15 protein-coding genes are annotated in these 17,420 nt (G+C 52.4%); 9 read left to right on the top strand and 6 right to left on the bottom strand.

All coding sequences use genetic code 11. The features are described from left to right. The first annotated feature begins 5 nt into the window (after positions 1 to 5). Positions 6 to 863, top strand: a complete 858-nt coding sequence (gene pdxY, locus SK34_RS19910; RefSeq protein ID WP_048233977.1) for a pyridoxal kinase PdxY — start codon at positions 6 to 8, stop codon at positions 861 to 863. Between the two features lie 494 nt (positions 864 to 1,357). On the opposite strand, the gene SK34_RS19905 is transcribed toward pdxY, so the two are convergent. Next, entirely contained in the window at positions 1,358 to 2,911 is a 1,554-nt protein-coding gene (locus SK34_RS19905; RefSeq protein WP_003837161.1) for an L-lactate permease, read from the bottom strand. A gap of 581 nt (positions 2,912 to 3,492) precedes the next feature. On the opposite strand from SK34_RS19905, the gene SK34_RS19900 reads away from it, so the two are divergent. From SK34_RS19900 to SK34_RS19890, 3 genes are read left to right on the top strand one after another with little or no spacing between them, the layout of a single operon-like run. Continuing rightward, positions 3,493 to 4,212, top strand: a complete 720-nt coding sequence (locus SK34_RS19900) for a (Fe-S)-binding protein (protein ID WP_003845579.1) — start codon at positions 3,493 to 3,495, stop codon at positions 4,210 to 4,212. 10 nt (positions 4,213 to 4,222) lie between these two features. Then, positions 4,223 to 5,650, top strand: coding sequence for a LutB/LldF family L-lactate oxidation iron-sulfur protein (locus SK34_RS19895; protein WP_003033254.1), 1,428 nt, complete (start codon positions 4,223 to 4,225; stop codon positions 5,648 to 5,650). After that, entirely contained in the window at positions 5,643 to 6,338 is a 696-nt protein-coding gene (locus SK34_RS19890; protein WP_003837166.1) for a LutC/YkgG family protein, read from the top strand. The genes SK34_RS19895 and SK34_RS19890 overlap by 8 nt, the downstream gene beginning before the upstream one ends. Positions 6,339 to 6,387: 49 nt before the next feature. Here the strand turns inward: SK34_RS19890 and gntP are convergent, their stop codons facing one another. Next, positions 6,388 to 7,731: a gluconate permease GntP gene (gene gntP / locus SK34_RS19885; protein WP_003033260.1), complete on the bottom strand. Its 1,344-nt coding sequence runs from the start codon at positions 7,729 to 7,731 to the stop codon at positions 6,388 to 6,390. A 259-nt stretch (positions 7,732 to 7,990) separates the two neighbouring features. Between gntP and uxuA the strand changes: the two genes are divergently transcribed. The 5 genes from uxuA to SK34_RS19860 all read left to right on the top strand — a co-directional run bounded on the left by uxuA (position 7,991) and on the right by SK34_RS19860 (position 13,686). Then, positions 7,991 to 9,175 carry a mannonate dehydratase gene (gene uxuA, locus SK34_RS19880; protein WP_046670861.1) on the top strand — a complete coding sequence of 395 codons (1,185 nt, stop codon included), beginning with the start codon at positions 7,991 to 7,993 and terminating at the stop codon, positions 9,173 to 9,175. 78 nt (positions 9,176 to 9,253) lie between these two features. Continuing rightward, positions 9,254 to 10,729: a fructuronate reductase gene (locus SK34_RS19875; protein WP_003837172.1), complete on the top strand. Its 1,476-nt coding sequence runs from the start codon at positions 9,254 to 9,256 to the stop codon at positions 10,727 to 10,729. Positions 10,730 to 10,861: 132 nt separating this feature from the next. After that, entirely contained in the window at positions 10,862 to 11,635 is a 774-nt protein-coding gene (gene uxuR, locus SK34_RS19870; RefSeq protein ID WP_003033268.1) for a Uxu operon transcriptional regulator, read from the top strand. Between the two features lie 648 nt (positions 11,636 to 12,283). Further along, positions 12,284 to 12,487 carry a hypothetical protein gene (locus SK34_RS19865; RefSeq protein ID WP_008322159.1) on the top strand — a complete coding sequence of 68 codons (204 nt, stop codon included), beginning with the start codon at positions 12,284 to 12,286 and terminating at the stop codon, positions 12,485 to 12,487. Positions 12,488 to 12,678: 191 nt separating this feature from the next. Continuing rightward, entirely contained in the window at positions 12,679 to 13,686 is a 1,008-nt protein-coding gene (locus tag SK34_RS19860) for a porin (protein WP_008322158.1), read from the top strand. A gap of 62 nt (positions 13,687 to 13,748) precedes the next feature. On the opposite strand, the gene SK34_RS19855 is transcribed toward SK34_RS19860, so the two are convergent. The 4 genes from SK34_RS19855 to SK34_RS19840 all read right to left on the bottom strand — a co-directional run bounded on the left by SK34_RS19855 (position 13,749) and on the right by SK34_RS19840 (position 17,384). Continuing rightward, on the bottom strand, positions 13,749 to 14,150 hold the full coding sequence (locus SK34_RS19855) for a hypothetical protein (RefSeq protein ID WP_048233976.1): 402 nt from the start codon (positions 14,148 to 14,150) through the stop codon (positions 13,749 to 13,751). A 190-nt stretch (positions 14,151 to 14,340) separates the two neighbouring features. Further along, positions 14,341 to 15,528 carry an MFS transporter gene (locus SK34_RS19850; protein ID WP_048233975.1) on the bottom strand — a complete coding sequence of 396 codons (1,188 nt, stop codon included), beginning with the start codon at positions 15,526 to 15,528 and terminating at the stop codon, positions 14,341 to 14,343. A gap of 97 nt (positions 15,529 to 15,625) precedes the next feature. Continuing rightward, positions 15,626 to 16,090 (bottom strand): GNAT family N-acetyltransferase, encoded by a 465-nt coding sequence (locus tag SK34_RS19845; RefSeq protein WP_003837181.1) that lies wholly within the window; start codon positions 16,088 to 16,090, stop codon positions 15,626 to 15,628. A 13-nt stretch (positions 16,091 to 16,103) separates the two neighbouring features. Further along, complete coding sequence (locus SK34_RS19840) at positions 16,104 to 17,384, bottom strand: DUF445 domain-containing protein (RefSeq protein ID WP_048233973.1); 1,281 nt, start codon at positions 17,382 to 17,384, stop codon at positions 16,104 to 16,106. Positions 17,385 to 17,420 lie beyond the last annotated feature (36 nt).

Genomic DNA, 17,420 nt, shown 5'->3' with positions numbered 1-17,420 from the left:
TCAAAATGAAAAACGTGTTGTCTGTTCAGTCGTCGGTCGTTTATGGCTATGCCGGAAATAAAGCCGCTGTGTTGCCGATGCAGCTCTCGGGGATCGATGTCTGGCCGTTTTACACCGTACAGTTTTCCAACCACACCCAATATGGGATGTGGCAGGGCATGGCGATGCCGCACGGCGAGCTGAGCGCGATCATCAGCGGGCTGGATGACCTGCAAAAGCTGGCGCAATGCGATGCCGTATTGTCCGGGTATCTTGGAGATAAACGCCATTGTGAAGAGGTGAAGCACGCGGTCACCACCATTCGTCAGCGTAATCCGCAGGCGCTCTATTTTTGCGATCCGGTAATGGGCGACCCGCAAAAAGGCTGCATTGTCGCGCAGGGCGTGGAGTCATTTTTTGTCGATGACGCCATTCAACTGGCCGACATGATGGGACCGAATCTCTATGAGCTGGGCGTGCTGACGGGCAAACAACTGCGTAGTTTTGACGAGGTGGTGGAAGCGGCGCGGCAGCTGGTGTCGTGGGGCGTAAAGAAGGTGCTGGTGAAGCATCTCGGCGCCTGTTCGCGGGACAAACAGGCGTTTGAAATGCTGCTGGTGACGCCGGAACAGACGTTACACATTGCCCGGCCGCTGTATACCTTTGCCAAAATGCCGGTGGGCGTTGGGGATCTGATTTGCAGCGTGATGCTGGCCTCACTACTCAATGGTTATGAGGACAAGCTGGCGCTGGAGCGGACCACCAGTGTTGTTGACGCGGTAATGCGGCTGACGAAAGAGCATGATTCGTATGAACTGCGGCTGATAGACGCGCGCCACCAGATTATGGACCCACAGGTTCGCTATCAGGCAACAGTGATCTGACGCCGCAAGGGGGCTCTGTGTTTCTGACATTGCTGAGGTTTCAGCATCCGCTGGTCTACCGTTTTGCATGGCTTCGTATTTGGGTTGTGATGTTAAGAGCGTGCGGACTGCGTAAGAGAAAGGGGTGAACATTTTACGCTGCTGCCGGATGCGGCTAGCGCCTTATCCGGCCTACAAATGAGCGTGAAACGCAGGCCTACAAATGAATGCGAAACGTAGGCATGATAAGCGAAGCGCCATCAGGCATAAGTGCCCAGTATTACACGCGGAAGTAGCGTGGTGGAATCAACGCGGAAAAGGCGTCGAACTTCTTCACCATCTTTTTCCAGAACAACATAACAACAATCCTCGATTTGAAACATCGGCGCTATTTTAGTCAGCGCCGACAAATCGTAAAGTCTGTCGCCTCGTTCCGTTTCCGGGGAGGTGTAAACCTTTTTGGTCACCGCGTCGTCAAATACGGTTGCCGCAAATTTGACGGGGTTGACAATGGCTTATGCCATAAACCAGTAATAAAAGAGGCCAACCTTTAAGCCGAGGATCACGATATAGGCGCAGCAGTATTTCATGGTGCCAGACATGATCTGGTTGGCCTGACCGTCCATTTTTGTGGCGGATACCGCGATGGCGATGCTTTGCGGCGAAATCATTTTCCCGCCCGTTGCGCCAGAGGTATTGGCCGCTGCCAGCCAGTTGGGATCGATATGCAGTTTGCTGGCGGCAATGGTTTGCAGTTTTCCGAACAAAATGTTCGAGTTGGTATCGCTGCCGGTAACGAACGTGCCCAGCGCGCCAATCACCGGGGCGAGGAAGACGTACGAGCTGCCGGTCAGATCGACAATCGACTGCGCCAGCGTGGAGATAATCCCGCTGAGATCCATCACCGTGGCCAGCGCGACGATCGCCATAATTGCGACGATAGAGTTTTTAAGCTGGAAAATCGTTTTGATAAATACTTCCAGCATCCCGCGTGCGGACGCTCCCTGAATAAAACCACCGATAATGGTCGCAAAGATGATCAGCATCCCTGGCGTGGTCACCCATTCAACTTTCAACGCCATCGTTTTGCCGTCAGCCAACGTGAAATGTAGCACCGAGGCCAGTTGTGAGGCTGCGCCTTTTATCGTCGGGAACAGCGGCGAACACATCAGGATAAACACAAAAATAAACAGATAAATAGAGCCAACTCGGAACAACACTTTTGCCGAGCGCGGCGTGGTTTCGCGGGTATGGCTGACTTCAATTCGCCACTCGGGATCGGTTTTCCCTTTGCGCAGGCGACTAACCATCGCCACGGCAAACAGGCTGACCAGGCTACCGGCAAAGGCGGGTAATTCAGCACCGAGATGAATAGCGACAAAATACTGCGGAACCAGCGTGGTAATACCGCAAATTAACGTGATCAGAAATACGCCGCGAATGGCTTTCAGGCCGCCGCCAATAATGCAGACAATCACAAACGGCAGCAGGATATTAAACAGCGCGAGCTGCAGAATAATGGTTCCGCCTAAGGTATAAACCGGCAGGTTAACCTGTTCTGCCAGAATAGAAACCGGGATCCCGACCGCGCCGAATGCAGTGGGAACGGTATTTGCCACCAGAGAGGCAATCGCCGCCTTCAGCGGATTGAAACCCAGTGCGATAAGAATGCCGATCGGAATGGCGACCGCTGTACCATAACCCGCCGCGGCTTCAAGAAATCCACCAAAGCACCATGAAATCAGCAGCACCTGAATACGCTTATCTTCGCTAATACTGGCGAGAATATCGCGCAGAATATCCAGCGCTTTGGTCGCCTGCATGACGTTATAACTGAAGATAGCGCCGAGGATCACGATCACAATCGGCCATAATCCCTTCAGCGCGCCATAGCCTATCGCGGCTTTTAGATTTTGTACGGGCATTTCCCAGAATATTGCCGATAGTGCAGCGGTGAATACCAAAGAGATCAGTACTGAATAATGGATGGGCATTTTCAATTTCAATATTAAAAATACCATCAGTAGTAACGGAGAGAGTGCCAGGGCAAACATAAAATATTCGTTCATTGCTATTCCCAATTGGTTCATTAAACCTGATTTATATTTATGGTGGGGAGGCTACATTGCTGTTCTAATAAAGTATGCAAACTGAATCGCTTCAGTGAATAAAGTAATTATGATTTGTAGTTTTGTAACTATTGTAATCTTTTAATTAAAATCCAATGCCGGGTAAATATACTTAAGTGCCGATTAAATACCTATAAGTAGTTATTTAATAAACTTTTTAATAATGGTAGTGACAACAGTGGTAATCACTTGAAACTGTTTTCTAAGGTGTTAATAACGCTGTGGTTTCCAATGTAAAAATGTGAGCGAGGCCGAAATAAATAAACCAGGGTATTGCATGTGCGAGTCGATTAGGGGATTATTTGGTTTTGTCATACAAATGAAAATACAGACATTTGCGATTGTCCTGATATAAGAAGAGGAGAGTCGTCATCAAAGGAAAAAGATCAGAGCATCACCATGAACCCAGGTATTGGTAAAACCAGCAAACAGAAAAACTGGGCATGAAATACGAATGAGCATTTGTTTGATATCGCGATATCAAGCGCAATAAACAGAAATGAAGCAATGGAGTAGTTATTGTGAATGTAAATTTCTTTGTTACCTGTATTGGTGACGCACTGAAATCACGGATGGCACGAGACTCCGTATTGCTGCTGGAAAAACTGGGTTGTCGCGTTAATTTCCCCGAGAAGCAAGGGTGTTGCGGTCAGCCAGCCATCAACAGCGGTTACATCAAAGAGGCGATCCCCGGGATGAAAAACCTGATCGCCGCCCTGGAAGACAACGACGATCCGATTATCTCCCCGGCAGGCTCCTGCACCTACGCGGTAAAAAGCTACCCGACGTATCTGGCGGATGAGCCTGAATGGGCGCTGCGCGCCGAGAAGGTTGCCGGACGTATGCAGGATCTCACCTCTTTTATCGTCAACAAACTGGGTGTGGTGGACGTGGGTGCCAGCCTACAGGGCCGCGCTGTGTATCATCCTTCCTGTAGCCTGACCCGCAAACTGGGGGTGAAGGAAGAGCCGCTCACGCTGCTGAAAAACGTGCGCGGACTGGAGCTGTTGACGTTTGCCGATCAGGACACCTGCTGCGGCTTTGGCGGGACGTTCTCGGTCAAGATGGCCGAGATCTCCGGCGAGATGGTGAAAGAGAAAGTTTTACATCTGATGGATGCGAAGCCGGAGTTTTTGATCGGCGCTGACGTCAGCTGCCTGCTGAATATTGGCGGCCGACTGCAACGCGAAGGCCAGCCGGTCAAAGTGATGCATATTGCTGAAGTGCTGATGAGCCGCTGAGGGGAAAGAGATGTCGATAAAAACCAGCGATGTAGAATTTAAACTGCGCATTCGTCAGCAGATCGAAGATCCGATCATGCGCAAAGCCGTGGCCAACGCGCAGGAGCGTATTGGTGCGAATCGGCAGAAAATGGTTGATGAGCTAGGCCACTGGGAAGACTGGCGCGATCGTGCCAGCCAGATCCGCGATCACGTTCTGAGCAACCTCGACGCTTACCTGTATCAACTCTCCGAGAAAGTGACGGAAAACGGCGGCCACGTCTATTTCGCCAAAACCAAAGAAGACGCCACCCGCTATATTCTGCAGGTTGCGCAGAGTAAAAATGCGAAGAAGGTGGTGAAGTCCAAGTCGATGGTGACCGAAGAGATCGGTGTCAACCATGTGCTGCAGGATGCGGGAATTCAGGTGATCGAAACCGATCTCGGAGAATATATCCTGCAGTTGGATCAGGATCCGCCTTCGCACGTCGTGGTCCCGGCTATTCATAAAGATCGCTACCAGATCCGCCGCGTGCTGAACGAACGTCTGGGGTATGACGGCCCGGAAACGCCAGAGGCGATGACCTTATTCATTCGCCAGAAGATCCGCGAGGATTTCCTCAGTGCCGAAATCGGTATTACCGGCTGTAACTTTGCCGTGGCGGAAACCGGCTCTGTTTGCCTGGTGACCAACGAAGGCAACGCGCGCATGTGCACCACGCTGCCGAAAACGCACATTGCGGTGATGGGCATGGAGCGTATCGCGCCGACCTTTGCCGAGGTGGATGTGCTGATCACCATGCTGGCGCGCAGCGCCGTGGGCGCACGTCTGACGGGCTACAACACCTGGCTTACCGGCCCACGCGAGGCGGATAACGTCGACGGCCCGGAAGAGTTCCATCTGGTGATTGTCGATAACGGCCGCTCACAGGTGCTGGGCTCTGAGTTTCGCGATGTGCTGCGCTGCATCCGCTGCGGGGCTTGTATGAACACCTGCCCGGCGTACCGCCACATTGGCGGACACGGTTATGGTTCTATCTATCCCGGCCCTATCGGCGCGGTGATCTCTCCGCTGCTCGGCGGCTATAAAGATTTTAAAGATCTGCCATACGCCTGTTCATTATGCACGGCCTGTGACAGCGTTTGTCCGGTTAAGATTCCGCTGTCAAAACTGATCCTGCGTCATCGCCGGGTGATGGCCGAGGAGGGTATAACGCCGAAAGCCGAGCGACGGGCGATCAAAATGTTCGCCTACGCCAATAGCCATCCGGGGCTGTGGAAAGTCGGGATGATGGCGGGCGCACATGCGGCGAGCTGGTTTATCAATGGCGGCAAAACGCCGCTCAAGGTTGGCGCGATTGGTGACTGGATGGAGGCGCGCGATCTGCCTGATGCCGACGGCGAGAGCTTCCGTAGCTGGTTTAAGAAACATCAGGCGCAGGAGAAAAAGAATGGATAACCGTACCGCGTTTTTAAATACCATCGCCCAGGCGCTGGGTCGCCCGCTGCGCTTCGAACCGCAAGCGGATGTCGCACCGGTTAACAACTATGCTAACGAGCGCCTGACCGAACTTAGCCCGCAGCAGCGCTGCGATGCATTTGTCCAGTTTGCCAGTGAAGTGATGCTGGCTCGCTGTGAGCTGACTCGCGAAGACCAGGCCGCAGATGCGGCGCTCCGTCTGTGCGAAGAATTGGGCCAGCAGCCGGTGGTGCTGAGCGGCGACAGCCGGCTGGCGGCGCTGGGCATTACCGAACGCTTGCAACAGGAATGCAACGCCGTGGTCTGGGATCCGGCGCGTGGCAGCGAAAATATTACCCAGGCCGAAAAGGCGAAAGTGGGCGTGGTGTATGCCGAGTATGGCCTGACCGAGTCCGGCGGCGTGGTGCTGTTTTCCGCGCCGGAGCGCGGGCGTTCCCTGAGCCTGTTGCCGGAATCCTCAATTTTCGTGTTGCGTAAAAGCACTATCCTGCCGCGCGTGGCGCAACTGGCAGAAAAACTGCATCAGAAGGCGCAGGCCGGTGAGCGTATGCCATCGTGCATTAACATCATCAGTGGACCCAGCTCGACGGCAGATATTGAGCTTATCAAGGTGGTTGGAGTGCATGGCCCGGTGAAGGCGGTGTATCTGATTATTGAGGATTGTTGAGGCAGGATGGATAACCGCTCTGGCGCTGCGGGCCAGAGCGGTATCGACGTTATGCAATCATGCTGATGATCAATACGATAATCAGGCCAACCACGGAGTTCACCAGCTCCAGCAGACCCCAGGTTTTCAGCGTATCCTTCACCGACAGGTCAAAGTAGCCTTTGAACAGCCAGAACGAGGCATCGTTGATATGGGTCAGGGTGTTGGAGCCCGCCGCCGTTGCCAGTACCAGTAACGCCGGATCGACGCCTACCAGTTGACCGGTTGCCGGGTCGAGAATGGCGGCGCTAATAATCCCTGCAGCCGTCATGGCTGAGACTACGCCCTGACCCGTTGCCAGACGAATCAGCACGGTTATCAACCACGCCATGATGTACGGAGAAATATTGCCGTGCGACATCAGCATACCGATGGTATCGCCAATGCCGGTATCAATAATGGTCTGCTTCAGTACACCGCCCGCGCCGATGATCAGGATCACCATGGCGATGCTTTTCACCGCGTTTTCAAAGGCATTCATCACCCACTGCATGTCGTGACCACGCGCGGTACCAAACAGCACGAAGGCGACAACCATAGCGATAAACATTGCAATCGGTGAAGAGCCTAAGAAGTTGACCACTTCCCACGCCTGCGTCCCTTTCACCAGCCAGATGTTGGCGATGGTGGTGGAGATCATGATGATTGCCGGGATCAGCGGCACCAGGATAGAAACACCGAAGGATGGCAGGTTATTCTGGTCAACCGGTACGTCGGCCTTCATGAATGACGGCGTTGGGCGATCGAGGTTGCCGAGGAATTTCGGCAGGATAAGCCCGGCGCAGATCACGCTCGGAATGGTCACCAGAATACCGTAGATGTAAACCATGCCCATGTCCGCACCGTAGGCGTTAACCAGCGCCACCGGACCCGGCTGCGGTGGGAACAGCGAGTGGGCGGTGGTGGCGGCGGCAACGGCAGGAATCGCCAGCTTGAGGAACGGGATCTTCGCTTCTGCAGCAATGACGATCACCAGCGGCGCCAGCATAATGAATGCCACTTCATAGAACATCGCCAGGCCGAAGATCAGACCAATAATGATTACCGACAGCTGCACATAGCGCAGGCCGAGGCGCGCCAGCAGCGTATGGGCAATCTGATGCGCCGCCCCGGAATCAACCATCAGCTTACCGATGACCGCCCCGAATACCACGATAATCGCCAGTTCACCCAGCGTGCTGCCAAAGCCGGATTTCATGGTGTGCAGCAGCTCCATTAAATCCATACCCGCCAGCATACCGACCGAGAGCGCCGCCAGCAGCAGGGCGACCATCGAGTTTATTTTGAATCTTAGATTGAGCACCAGCATCAGACCGATGCCGAATACGACCCACAGAATATTGAGAACGTGCATATAACGTCTACCTTTATTGGTTGAACTATTATGATTTTGGTTGAGATGTTACATATATTGGTTAACCATTGATGCGATGAATGTCACATTGCGTTACATGTTTACATTATTACTGAGCAACAGGGCCGTAAAATGGCGATCTCAATAGAATAAATCGTGATTTGGTTAACCAATTTTAAGCTTTAGGTTGACATGTCATACCAAAAGGAGGAATTTATGTGCCATATCGTCGAGTCCATAACGTAACGAGGAATAAAACATGGAACAGACATGGCGCTGGTATGGTCCTAACGATCCGGTCACCTTAGCGGATGTACGTCAGGCGGGTGCCACAGGCGTTGTCACCGCCTTACACCATATCCCGAACGGGGAAGTGTGGACGGTTGATGAGATCCTAAAACGCAAAGCCATTATTGAGCAGGCGGGCCTGGTCTGGTCGGTCGTCGAAAGCGTGCCGATCCACGAAGACATTAAAACCCGTTCCGGCAACTATCTGCAGTGGATCGCCAACTACCAGCAAAGCCTGCGTAACCTGGCTCAGTGCGGTATTCGTACCGTGTGCTACAACTTCATGCCGGTTCTCGACTGGACCCGTACCGACCTGGAATACGTTCTGCCGGACGGCTCCAAAGCGCTGCGTTTTGACCAGATTGAGTTTGCCGCCTTTGAGCTGCATATCCTCCAGCGCCCGGGCGCGGAAGCGGATTACACCGCCGAAGAGATTGCTCAGGCAAATGAACGCTTCGCCATCATGAGCGATGAAGACAAAGCGCGTCTGACCCGCAACATCATCGCCGGTCTGCCGGGTGCGGAAGAGGGCTACACGCTTGACCAGTTTCGCCAGCATCTTGCGCGCTATAAAGATATCGACAAAGCCGCGCTGCGTGAGAATTTCGCCGTCTTCCTGAAGGCGATTATTCCGGTGGCGGAAGAAGCCGGCGTACGCATGGCGGTACACCCGGACGATCCGCCGCGCCCGATCCTTGGCCTGCCGCGCATTGTTTCCACGGTAGAAGACATGCAGTGGATGGTCGATACGGTCAACAGCATGGCGAACGGTTTCACCATGTGCACCGGCTCCTATGGCGTGCGGGCGGACAACGATCTGGTCGACATGATCAAACAGTTTGGCCCACGCATTTACTTCACCCATCTGCGCTCCACGCTGCGTGAAGATAACCCGAAAACCTTCCATGAGGCGGCGCATCTTAATGGCGATGTCGACATGTACGAGGTGGTGAAAGCGATCGTTGAAGAAGAACAACGCCGTAAAGCCGAGGGTAAAGAGGATCTGATCCCGATGCGTCCGGACCATGGCCACCAGATGCTGGACGATCTGAAAAAGAAAACCAACCCAGGCTACTCCGCGATTGGTCGCCTGAAAGGGCTGGCGGAAGTGCGCGGCGTTGAGATGGCTATCCAGCGCGCTTTCTTCAGCCGCTAAAGCGAGTTGCCGGCCACCTGTCTGGCCGGCTTTTTCTTTTCTCATCCGTTGGCCTTTCAACGGGTTCTGGAGTTCACGATGACAACGACAATTGCCAATAGCGACCTGCCGGTTGCGCGCCCTGCATGGGACCGCTCGCGCCTGCAATCCCGCATTGTTCACCTGGGATGTGGCGCTTTTCACCGCGCGCATCAGGCGCTGTACACCCATCATTTGCTGGAAACCACTGACAGCGACTGGGGGATCTGTGAAGTTAACCTGATGCCGGGTAACGACTGCGTACTGATTGAAAATCTGCGCAAGCAGCAACTGCTGTATACCGTGGCGGAAAAAGGTGCGGACAACACCGTGCTGAAAGTGATCGGGTCAATGAAAGAAGCGCTGCACCCGGATCTTGACGGCTGTGACGGTATTTTACAGGCGATGGCGCGCCCGCAGACGGCAATTGTTTCGCTGACGGTCACCGAAAAAGGCTACTGCACCGATGCGGCCAGCGGTCAGTTAGATCTTAATAACCCGCTGATTAAACACGATCTGGCGAATCCGACCGCGCCGAAATCGGCGATTGGTTACATCGTACAAGCGCTGTACCTGCGCCGTGAGCAGGGGCTGGCGGCTTTTACCGTGATGTCCTGCGATAACGTGCGTGAAAATGGGCATGTGGCGAAAGTCGCAGTACTGGGGCTGGCGCAGGCGCGCGACCCGCAGCTGGCGCAGTGGATTGAAGCTAATGCGACTTTCCCGTGCACTATGGTCGACCGCATTGTTCCGGCGGCGACGCCGGAAACGTTGCAGGAGATTGCCGACCAGTTGGGCGTTTACGATCCATGTGCTATCGCCTGTGAGCCGTTCCGTCAGTGGGTAATTGAAGACAATTTTGTCAACGGTCGTCCTGACTGGGACAAGGTTGGCGCACAGTTCGTGGCCGACGTGGTGCCGTTTGAAATGATGAAACTGCGCATGCTCAACGGCAGCCACTCTTTCCTCGCATATCTGGGCTATCTCGGCGGCTATGAAACCATCGCCGATACCATGACCAATCCGGCGTACCGCAAAGCTGCGTTTGCGCTGATGATGCAGGAGCAGGCGCCGACGCTCTCGATGCCGGAAGGCACCGATCTCAACGCCTACGCGACACTGCTGATCGAGCGTTTCAGCAACCCGTCTCTGCGCCACCGTACCTGGCAGATTGCGATGGACGGCAGCCAGAAACTGCCGCAGCGCCTGCTGGATCCGGTGCGTCTGCACCTGCAAAATGCCAGCGGCTGGCGTCACCTGGCGCTGGGCGTGGCGGGCTGGATGCGCTACACCCACGGTGTGGATGAGCAAGGGCAGGCCATTGATGTTGTCGACCCTATGCTGGCTGAATTCCAGCACATTAACCAACAGTACCAGGGCGCCGAGCGCGTGACGGCGCTGCTGGGGCTGTCTGGCATTTTTGGTCATGACCTGGCGGAAAACGCCGGCTTTGTGGAGACCATTATCGCGACGTATCAACAGCTATGTGAACACGGCGCACGTGAGTGCGTTGCGGCATTAAGCGCTGACGCATAACTTCCGAACTATGACGGGTCAATCAAAATATTGGTTTGGTTGACCCGTTTTCTGTTTTTGCCTTCCCGCAAATGCTATAGTTCGATACCTATTCCCCGTATCTGATTACACGCATCTGACGGACATAACACGATGAAATCGAACACTTCTCAGCAAAGACCCTACCAGGAAGTGGGTGCCATGATCCGCGATCTGATTGTCCAGACGCCGTACCAGCCCGGTGAACGCTTGCCGCCAGAGCGTGAAATTGCCGAGATGCTCAATGTCACTCGCACGGTGGTTCGCGAAGCGTTAATCATGCTGGAAATTAAAGGCCTGGTGGACGTGCGCCGCGGAGCCGGGATCTACGTGCTCGACAATGCGGATGCGCAGACTATCGACAGTACGGATGCAAATCATTGCAATGATGCGGGCCCGTTTGAACTGTTGCAGGCGCGACAGCTGCTGGAAAGCAACATTGCCGAATTTGCCGCGCTGCAGGCTACCCGCGAAGATATCGTCAAAATGCGCCAGGCGTTGCAACTGGAAGAGCGGGAGCTGGCTTCCAGCGAGCCGAACGGTTCTGAAAGCGGCGACATGCAGTTCCATCTCGCCATAGCTGAAGCCACGCATAACAGCATGCTGGTGGAGCTGTTTCGCCAGTCATGGCAGTGGCGTGAGAACAACCCGATGTGGATCCAGCTCCATAGCCACCTCGACGATACCCACTACCGGAAAGAGTGGATGGGCGACCATAAACAGATCCTGGCTGCATTAATCAAAAAAGATGCCCGCGCGGCCAAGCTGGCCATGTGGCAGCATCTGGAAAACGTCAAACAGCGTCTGCTGGAGTTTTCAAATGTCGATGACATTGATTTTGATGGTTATCTGTTTGATTCCTGGCCGCTGGATAAAGTTAACGCCTGATTTCCCTTCCTCTCATACGCGGGCTATTGCGGCCCGCACCGCGTTTTCCGCATCCTCATTCATTGCCCGGCAGGGCCGCTTTTCACGTTCTGAAAGTCACGTAAAAAATTGTTTCCATCGCCTCGGATGAACATTTTTTCGTCCCCTTTGTGCGGTGCAAATTGATTTAAATCAATTAAAAACAACTTATTTTCGCATGCGAAAAAATGTGTCGTTTACCTTATTTTTACCTTTCCGTGCTTATTTTTAGACAAAATGGGTCTGGGTTAAGTGAGAATCAACGCGATCTCTGCAGTAATCAGGATAAGGTATACCGGCATAACTACACATAAAAACAAGCGGTTCGCGTAAATGTAGACATTAATAACGGTGCGTAACTTATTGGTCATAATGATGTTTTGAGTTGTGATATGTCTAATGTAAATTCCTCATGTTTTTTTAATCAAATGAATAAAAGCCAATATGCGTAAAGTTAACATTACACATTATTCCATAAACAAGTTATCTTTCATTTGAAATATCGTTCCATTCTTCATTGGTTTATTAACACTTTCATTACTATTATGACGGTATTTTACCGTTGACATGTTTTTACACTAACTGCATATTTCATCGCCATAAGCGTGTTATTACGTTCAGGAGTTGAAAATGCCATCTCGAGACTATCCCGATATTCGAAAACCCAGAGGGACCCGATCAAAAGATATGGTTCTTTTAAGTGCCCGTGTCGATACCTCTTTGTGGGAATATGTGCGAACGCTGGCATTTGAAACCCGTAAAAGTAAACAAGATATTATTGCTGAAGCATTAATGTTGCATCGCTCAGTTAATGAGAGTGAAAGTCTCGAGTAATTATCGCTGTCCGGTTTTGATTGAAAATCCAAAAATGAATTATGTCTTGCCACTTCATTATTACCTTCATTGGTATTTTTTTGGTGTGTTATTGGTATTGCCCCTTAATCCATAGGGGACTTTTTTATGCAGGTATTCTGCCTGCATAACAAAGTTGATAGCCAAATTCACAATTAAAAGTGAGTAATAACATGAAAAAGTCAGTAGTGGCATTAGCTGTAATGGCATTAGGGGTAACCTCCGTTCATGCAGCGGAAATTTATAATAAAGATGGCAACAAGCTGGATCTCTACGGCAAAGTAAAAGCAGCCCATTCCTGGACTGATGGTACTAATGCTGATGAAACCTACGCACGTCTGGGTTTTCGCGGTGAGACGCAAATCAACGATCAACTGACCGGTTACGGGCAATTTGAAAGTCAGTTTGATGCCGCTAAAGCAGAAGGTTCGCAGAATGGCGTTAATACACGTCTGGCGTTTGCTGGCCTGGATTATGGTCATGACGTCAGTTTTGACTATGGTCGTAACTATGGTATCGCTTACGATGTGGGAGCTTATACTGATACTCTCTCAGAGTTCGGCGGTGACTCCTTTGAAAATACTGACCGCTTCCTTACTACACGCACTTCTGGCGTTGCAACACTTCGCACCAAAAATCTGTTCGGTGCCGTTGATGGTCTGAATGTTGGCGCGCAATATCAGGGTCAGGACGATACCAATAAGGATCCGACGAAACAACACGGCAATGGCTACGGCTTCTCCCTGGGTTATGACAACATTGCGGATTCTGGCATATCTGCAATTGCGGCCTATACCAACAGTTCTGTGACTGCTCAGCAGAAACAAAAAGGTTGGAATGGCGAAAACGCAGAGTTCTGGGGCGCGGGTCTGAAATATGATGCTAATGCTATCTATGTAGCGACTATGTACGGAGAGTCCCACAACCTGATTCAGGATGCGGACAAAGCTGAGCACTTTGAAGCGATGGCCGCGTATGTGTTTGATTTTGGTCTGCGTCCAAACGTGGCTTACGTCCACGCGCGTGATAACAACAATAATGACCTGACCGAATACGTCGCGCTGGGTACAGACTACTACTTCAACAAAAACATCGTGGCTGATGTAGGTTATAAAATTAACCTGCTCGATGGTAAAGACAGCGATAACCAGGTTGCTGCGGGTCTGACCTATCAGTTCTAACTTTTTGTTCTGGTATGAAAAAGGCGTCCTGGTTAAGACGCCTTTTTTATATCTGCCGGCGTTTAAACCGGCTGACTATCTTCCTGCTGTACACCGCTTAACAGCCATTGCCAGATGCCCACTTTTACCCATGCAACCACGCAGAGAATCAGATAAAAAAGTGGATTATGCGTAATGGTAACGCGCATGACCTCCATTAAATCCACATGCAAATTTCCGGCAATGGCCATATTGATAACAAAAATAGAGGCTATCGCGCTGGCCAGTAAAATAAGTATGGCATGTAACTTTGTTATCTCCGGTAACCTGCCAGATGCCCATTGCCATAAAAATGTTGTTGATAACAGGAAGATAATAAACAATCCCAGTGCGCCAAACAGGCCAAAGTCTTTATAATCCTTTAGCGTGCCAATTAAACCCGCCAAAATAATCAACCCCAGTAACATTCTTTTAAACCACGACATGTGTTTTCCCGAAGATAGTGTTGATGTTGAATTAATATGTCCATTTTTACGCATTTTAAATTGAGTTTATAAATGAACGGACGGGAATTATAAATTGTCTGGTGGGTAATTACCGATTATTTGCGGTTTATTAAATGTTGACATTTAATTGCGGACTAATCCGAATATACCTTCTTTAGAAGGTTGCCGGTTATACCCTTTTTGGCGAGGCGAAACGCTGTTTGTATAATTGCGTGAGGCTGATAAGTGCCGCAATAAACAACGCGACGGCGCCGCACACCGTGGCGTTAACGATCGCCAGTGCGCCGCTTCCCAGCAGGCTGGTTAATAGCGGACCAAGTATTTGCCCAATGCCGTAAGTCAGAGTGACCAGGCCCAGCAGATTAATATTGCGCGGTACGCTAAGTTGTCGGGCAAGCGGCATCACCAGTGAAGTGGTTCCCATAAACGTTGCGCCAAAACCCATGCTGCTTATCACCAGCAGCGGCAAAGAGCCGCTGGCGAGCGTCATGAGCACGCAGGCGCTTTGAATTAGCAAATTCGCCGTCAGGCATTGCAATACTCCCCAGCGTCGGGCGGCCCACAGCCAGGCGAAACACCCCGGAATTATCGATATGCCGACCAGCGACCAGAGATGTGCAGTCAACAGCGGCGAACCGGCGCTTTTCGCCATTAGCGGCAGGTAGGTGGCGACAATGATGTAGCCAAATCCGGCCAGCCCGTACAGCAGCGCCAGCAGCCACCAGGACATAGGCTGATGCTCTGTTTTTACCGGGGCCGCGGCGGGGAGCACGTGGTCGCGAGATGGCAGGAGTATAACCAGTAGCACAAAGAACAGAGCCGAGGCTGCCGCCGCGCCCAGCCAGAGCGTGTGCGAGGACAGCGCAAAATGCAGACCGCTAATGACATATTCATTGCCCAGCAAAATGCCTGCGCCAACGCCGGAGAACAACGCCGCAATCACGAAGGGATGCCGGGTATGATGCAGAACGATCATCGAGCCAAAGATCATCATACCGGCACTGGCGACGCCCGCCAGAAAGCGGATCAGCATCACCAGCGCGGGCTGCGTTAAGCTGGCCATCGCCAGAATCAGCCCTGCGGTAGCGAGCGCGGACGTTAGCAACATTGGACGTAAGCGTGAGGGAAGATGAAAGAGCCCAAAGGAGAAGAGCAGGCTTCCCGCCAGATACCCGGCGTAGTTGGCGCTGGCAATCCACGAGAGTTGGTCAAACGTAAATTGACCTTCTGACAGCAGTACCGGCAGCATTGGCGTATACAGAAAGCGCCCAATCCCCATGCCCAGCGTTAAGACCAGCATGCCAAAGAGCGCGACACTGATGGCATGGCGATTTGAATCTGGGCTTCCCTGGGGCATACGGACTCTCATTTCGCGCTGTTAGCTGATAATTGTTATATTACATACGTAAATGATAATGAAAAGTAAAAATAAAACCGCGTAACGCTGAATGCCATCAAAGGTTACGGCTGTAGACCCGCGAGGCTTCTCCCCACGGATGATAGCCCGGCCCGTTGAAGTAAAACCCTGCTTTCTCGTATAAACCTTTCAGGTCAGTACACAGATGGAGCTGTGTAAAACCCAACTGTCTGGCCTGCTGTGCAATATGTTCGATCAGGCGAAACGCCAGACCGTGACCACGATAGCGAGGATCGATATAGAGCGCGCATAGCCACGGCCACAGTTCGCCGCGACTAATAAAATCATTGGTGATCAATCCAGCACAGCCAACAATGCTGCCACCATCCTGTAGCCAGTACCACTGCGGTAGCGGATTCTTTGCGCCAATACAACGGCGCAATGCATCCTCGTATACCGCCATGGAGTCTTCTGAGGCCCATTGCTGCTGAAAGTAAGCGGTGATCTCGTGCAGCTTTTCCGGTGTTTCGCGCAGGGAAAAAATGCGGATGTTCATCGTCATTGAATCTTTCTCCTTAAAAATTCGCCAGCGTCAGCAGGGACGGAATTTGCGACAACAGATATAACACCAGCCCGATTGAACCGCCAACCAACGTGCCGTTGACGCGAATAAACTGCAAATCTTTACCGATGTTTAACTCAATTTGCTGCGACATATCGCGAGCATCCCAACTTTTCACCGTGTCGCTAATATGGCGCGTCAGGAAGGTGGCGAACTCCGGGGCAACTTTATGCGCGGCCTGCTCCAGATGCCCATTTAGTGAGGCACGCAGGGCGCTGTCGGCTACCAGCGTTTCGCCGAACCACTGCCCGGCGCTGGCGATGCGCTGCTTCACGCGGGAATCATCTGCGTTAATGTCGGTTTTCACCCACTGACGCAGGTCTGCCCACAGCTCGCCAAGATAACGGTTGAAGGCTTCATCTTCCTTCAGATAGCTTTTCAGGCTTTCGGCCCGCGCGGCCATTTCCGGATCGTGTTTGAGCTTATCGATGAGCTTAAATGTAGCGCGATCGAAGGCATGGCGGATCTGATGCGCGCGATCGTGGCTGATGTCATCCAGCAAGGAGTTAACGGCATCAGACACCAGCTCGGCGCTGTGCTCGCCCAGCCATTCGGTTGGCAGGATCTTTGCTTTCAGCGGATGTTCGGTTTCCAGCCAGTGCACTACTTGTCTGGCGATAAACGCTCGCGAGCTGTCGCGCTGGAGCAGGGCGATCAGTTGGGCGATCAGCGTATCGAGCAGCACCTGATGGCGATTGTTTTTGGTCATGCTTTCCAGCATCAGCGCGCTGGTTCCGGAGAGATCGACCTTGTCGATAGCCTTGTGCACCGCCCGCTTGATCAGCCGCTGAATGCGCGAGTCGTCGGTCAGTTCGAGAAAACCGCTCATGATCTGCAACAGATGCTGGCCGATGCGCTGGGCGTTTTCCGGCTGGCTGAACCAGTTGCCGATCAACAGCGCCGGTTCATGGCGGCGGATCAGGGCTATCAGCGACTGGGTATCGAGGAATTTCTCTTGTACAAACTGACCAAGATTTTCGCCGATCCGATCCTTATTGCGCGGGATAATAGCCGTGTGTTGCGAGATAAACGGGATCGGCACCCGGCGAAAAAGCGCCACCACGGCAAACCAGTCCGCCAGCGCGCCGACCATCGCCGCTTCGGCAATCGCTTTGATCCCGAGTACCCAGAAGTTAGGCGGCAAAAACAGCGTGATGACGAAGGTCGCGGCAGCGATCAGCAGCAGAGAGAGCGCCAGTCGCTTGGCACGTTTGAGTTCAGCAATTTTATTCATAGGCTTAAGGATAGAGCCAGACGGGGGGATCGCGCA

The sequence above is a fragment of the Citrobacter sp. MGH104 genome (assembly GCF_001034485.1).
GTDB classification, from domain to species: Bacteria; Pseudomonadota; Gammaproteobacteria; order Enterobacterales; family Enterobacteriaceae; genus Citrobacter; species Citrobacter freundii.
The sequence above is the reverse complement of the archived record's forward strand: the minus strand, read 5'-3'. Positions and strand labels throughout refer to the sequence as shown.

Coding starts and splice junctions, on each gene's coding strand:
- pdxY (WP_048233977.1), top strand. CDS start 6: ATGAAAAACGTGTTGTCTGTTCAGTCGTCGGTCGTTTATGGCTATGCC.
- SK34_RS19855 (WP_048233976.1), bottom strand. CDS start 14,150: ATGTCGTGGTTTAAAAGAATGTTACTGGGGTTGATTATTTTGGCGGGT.
- SK34_RS19860 (WP_008322158.1), top strand. CDS start 12,679: ATGAAAAAGTCAGTAGTGGCATTAGCTGTAATGGCATTAGGGGTAACC.
- uxuR (WP_003033268.1), top strand. CDS start 10,862: ATGAAATCGAACACTTCTCAGCAAAGACCCTACCAGGAAGTGGGTGCC.
- SK34_RS19905 (WP_003837161.1), bottom strand. CDS start 2,911: ATGAACGAATATTTTATGTTTGCCCTGGCACTCTCTCCGTTACTACTG.
- uxuA (WP_046670861.1), top strand. CDS start 7,991: ATGGAACAGACATGGCGCTGGTATGGTCCTAACGATCCGGTCACCTTA.
- gntP (WP_003033260.1), bottom strand. CDS start 7,731: ATGCACGTTCTCAATATTCTGTGGGTCGTATTCGGCATCGGTCTGATG.
- SK34_RS19890 (WP_003837166.1), top strand. CDS start 5,643: ATGGATAACCGTACCGCGTTTTTAAATACCATCGCCCAGGCGCTGGGT.
- SK34_RS19845 (WP_003837181.1), bottom strand. CDS start 16,090: ATGACGATGAACATCCGCATTTTTTCCCTGCGCGAAACACCGGAAAAG.
- SK34_RS19840 (WP_048233973.1), bottom strand. CDS start 17,384: ATGAATAAAATTGCTGAACTCAAACGTGCCAAGCGACTGGCGCTCTCT.
- SK34_RS19895 (WP_003033254.1), top strand. CDS start 4,223: ATGTCGATAAAAACCAGCGATGTAGAATTTAAACTGCGCATTCGTCAG.
- SK34_RS19875 (WP_003837172.1), top strand. CDS start 9,254: ATGACAACGACAATTGCCAATAGCGACCTGCCGGTTGCGCGCCCTGCA.
- SK34_RS19865 (WP_008322159.1), top strand. CDS start 12,284: ATGCCATCTCGAGACTATCCCGATATTCGAAAACCCAGAGGGACCCGA.
- SK34_RS19850 (WP_048233975.1), bottom strand. CDS start 15,528: ATGCCCCAGGGAAGCCCAGATTCAAATCGCCATGCCATCAGTGTCGCG.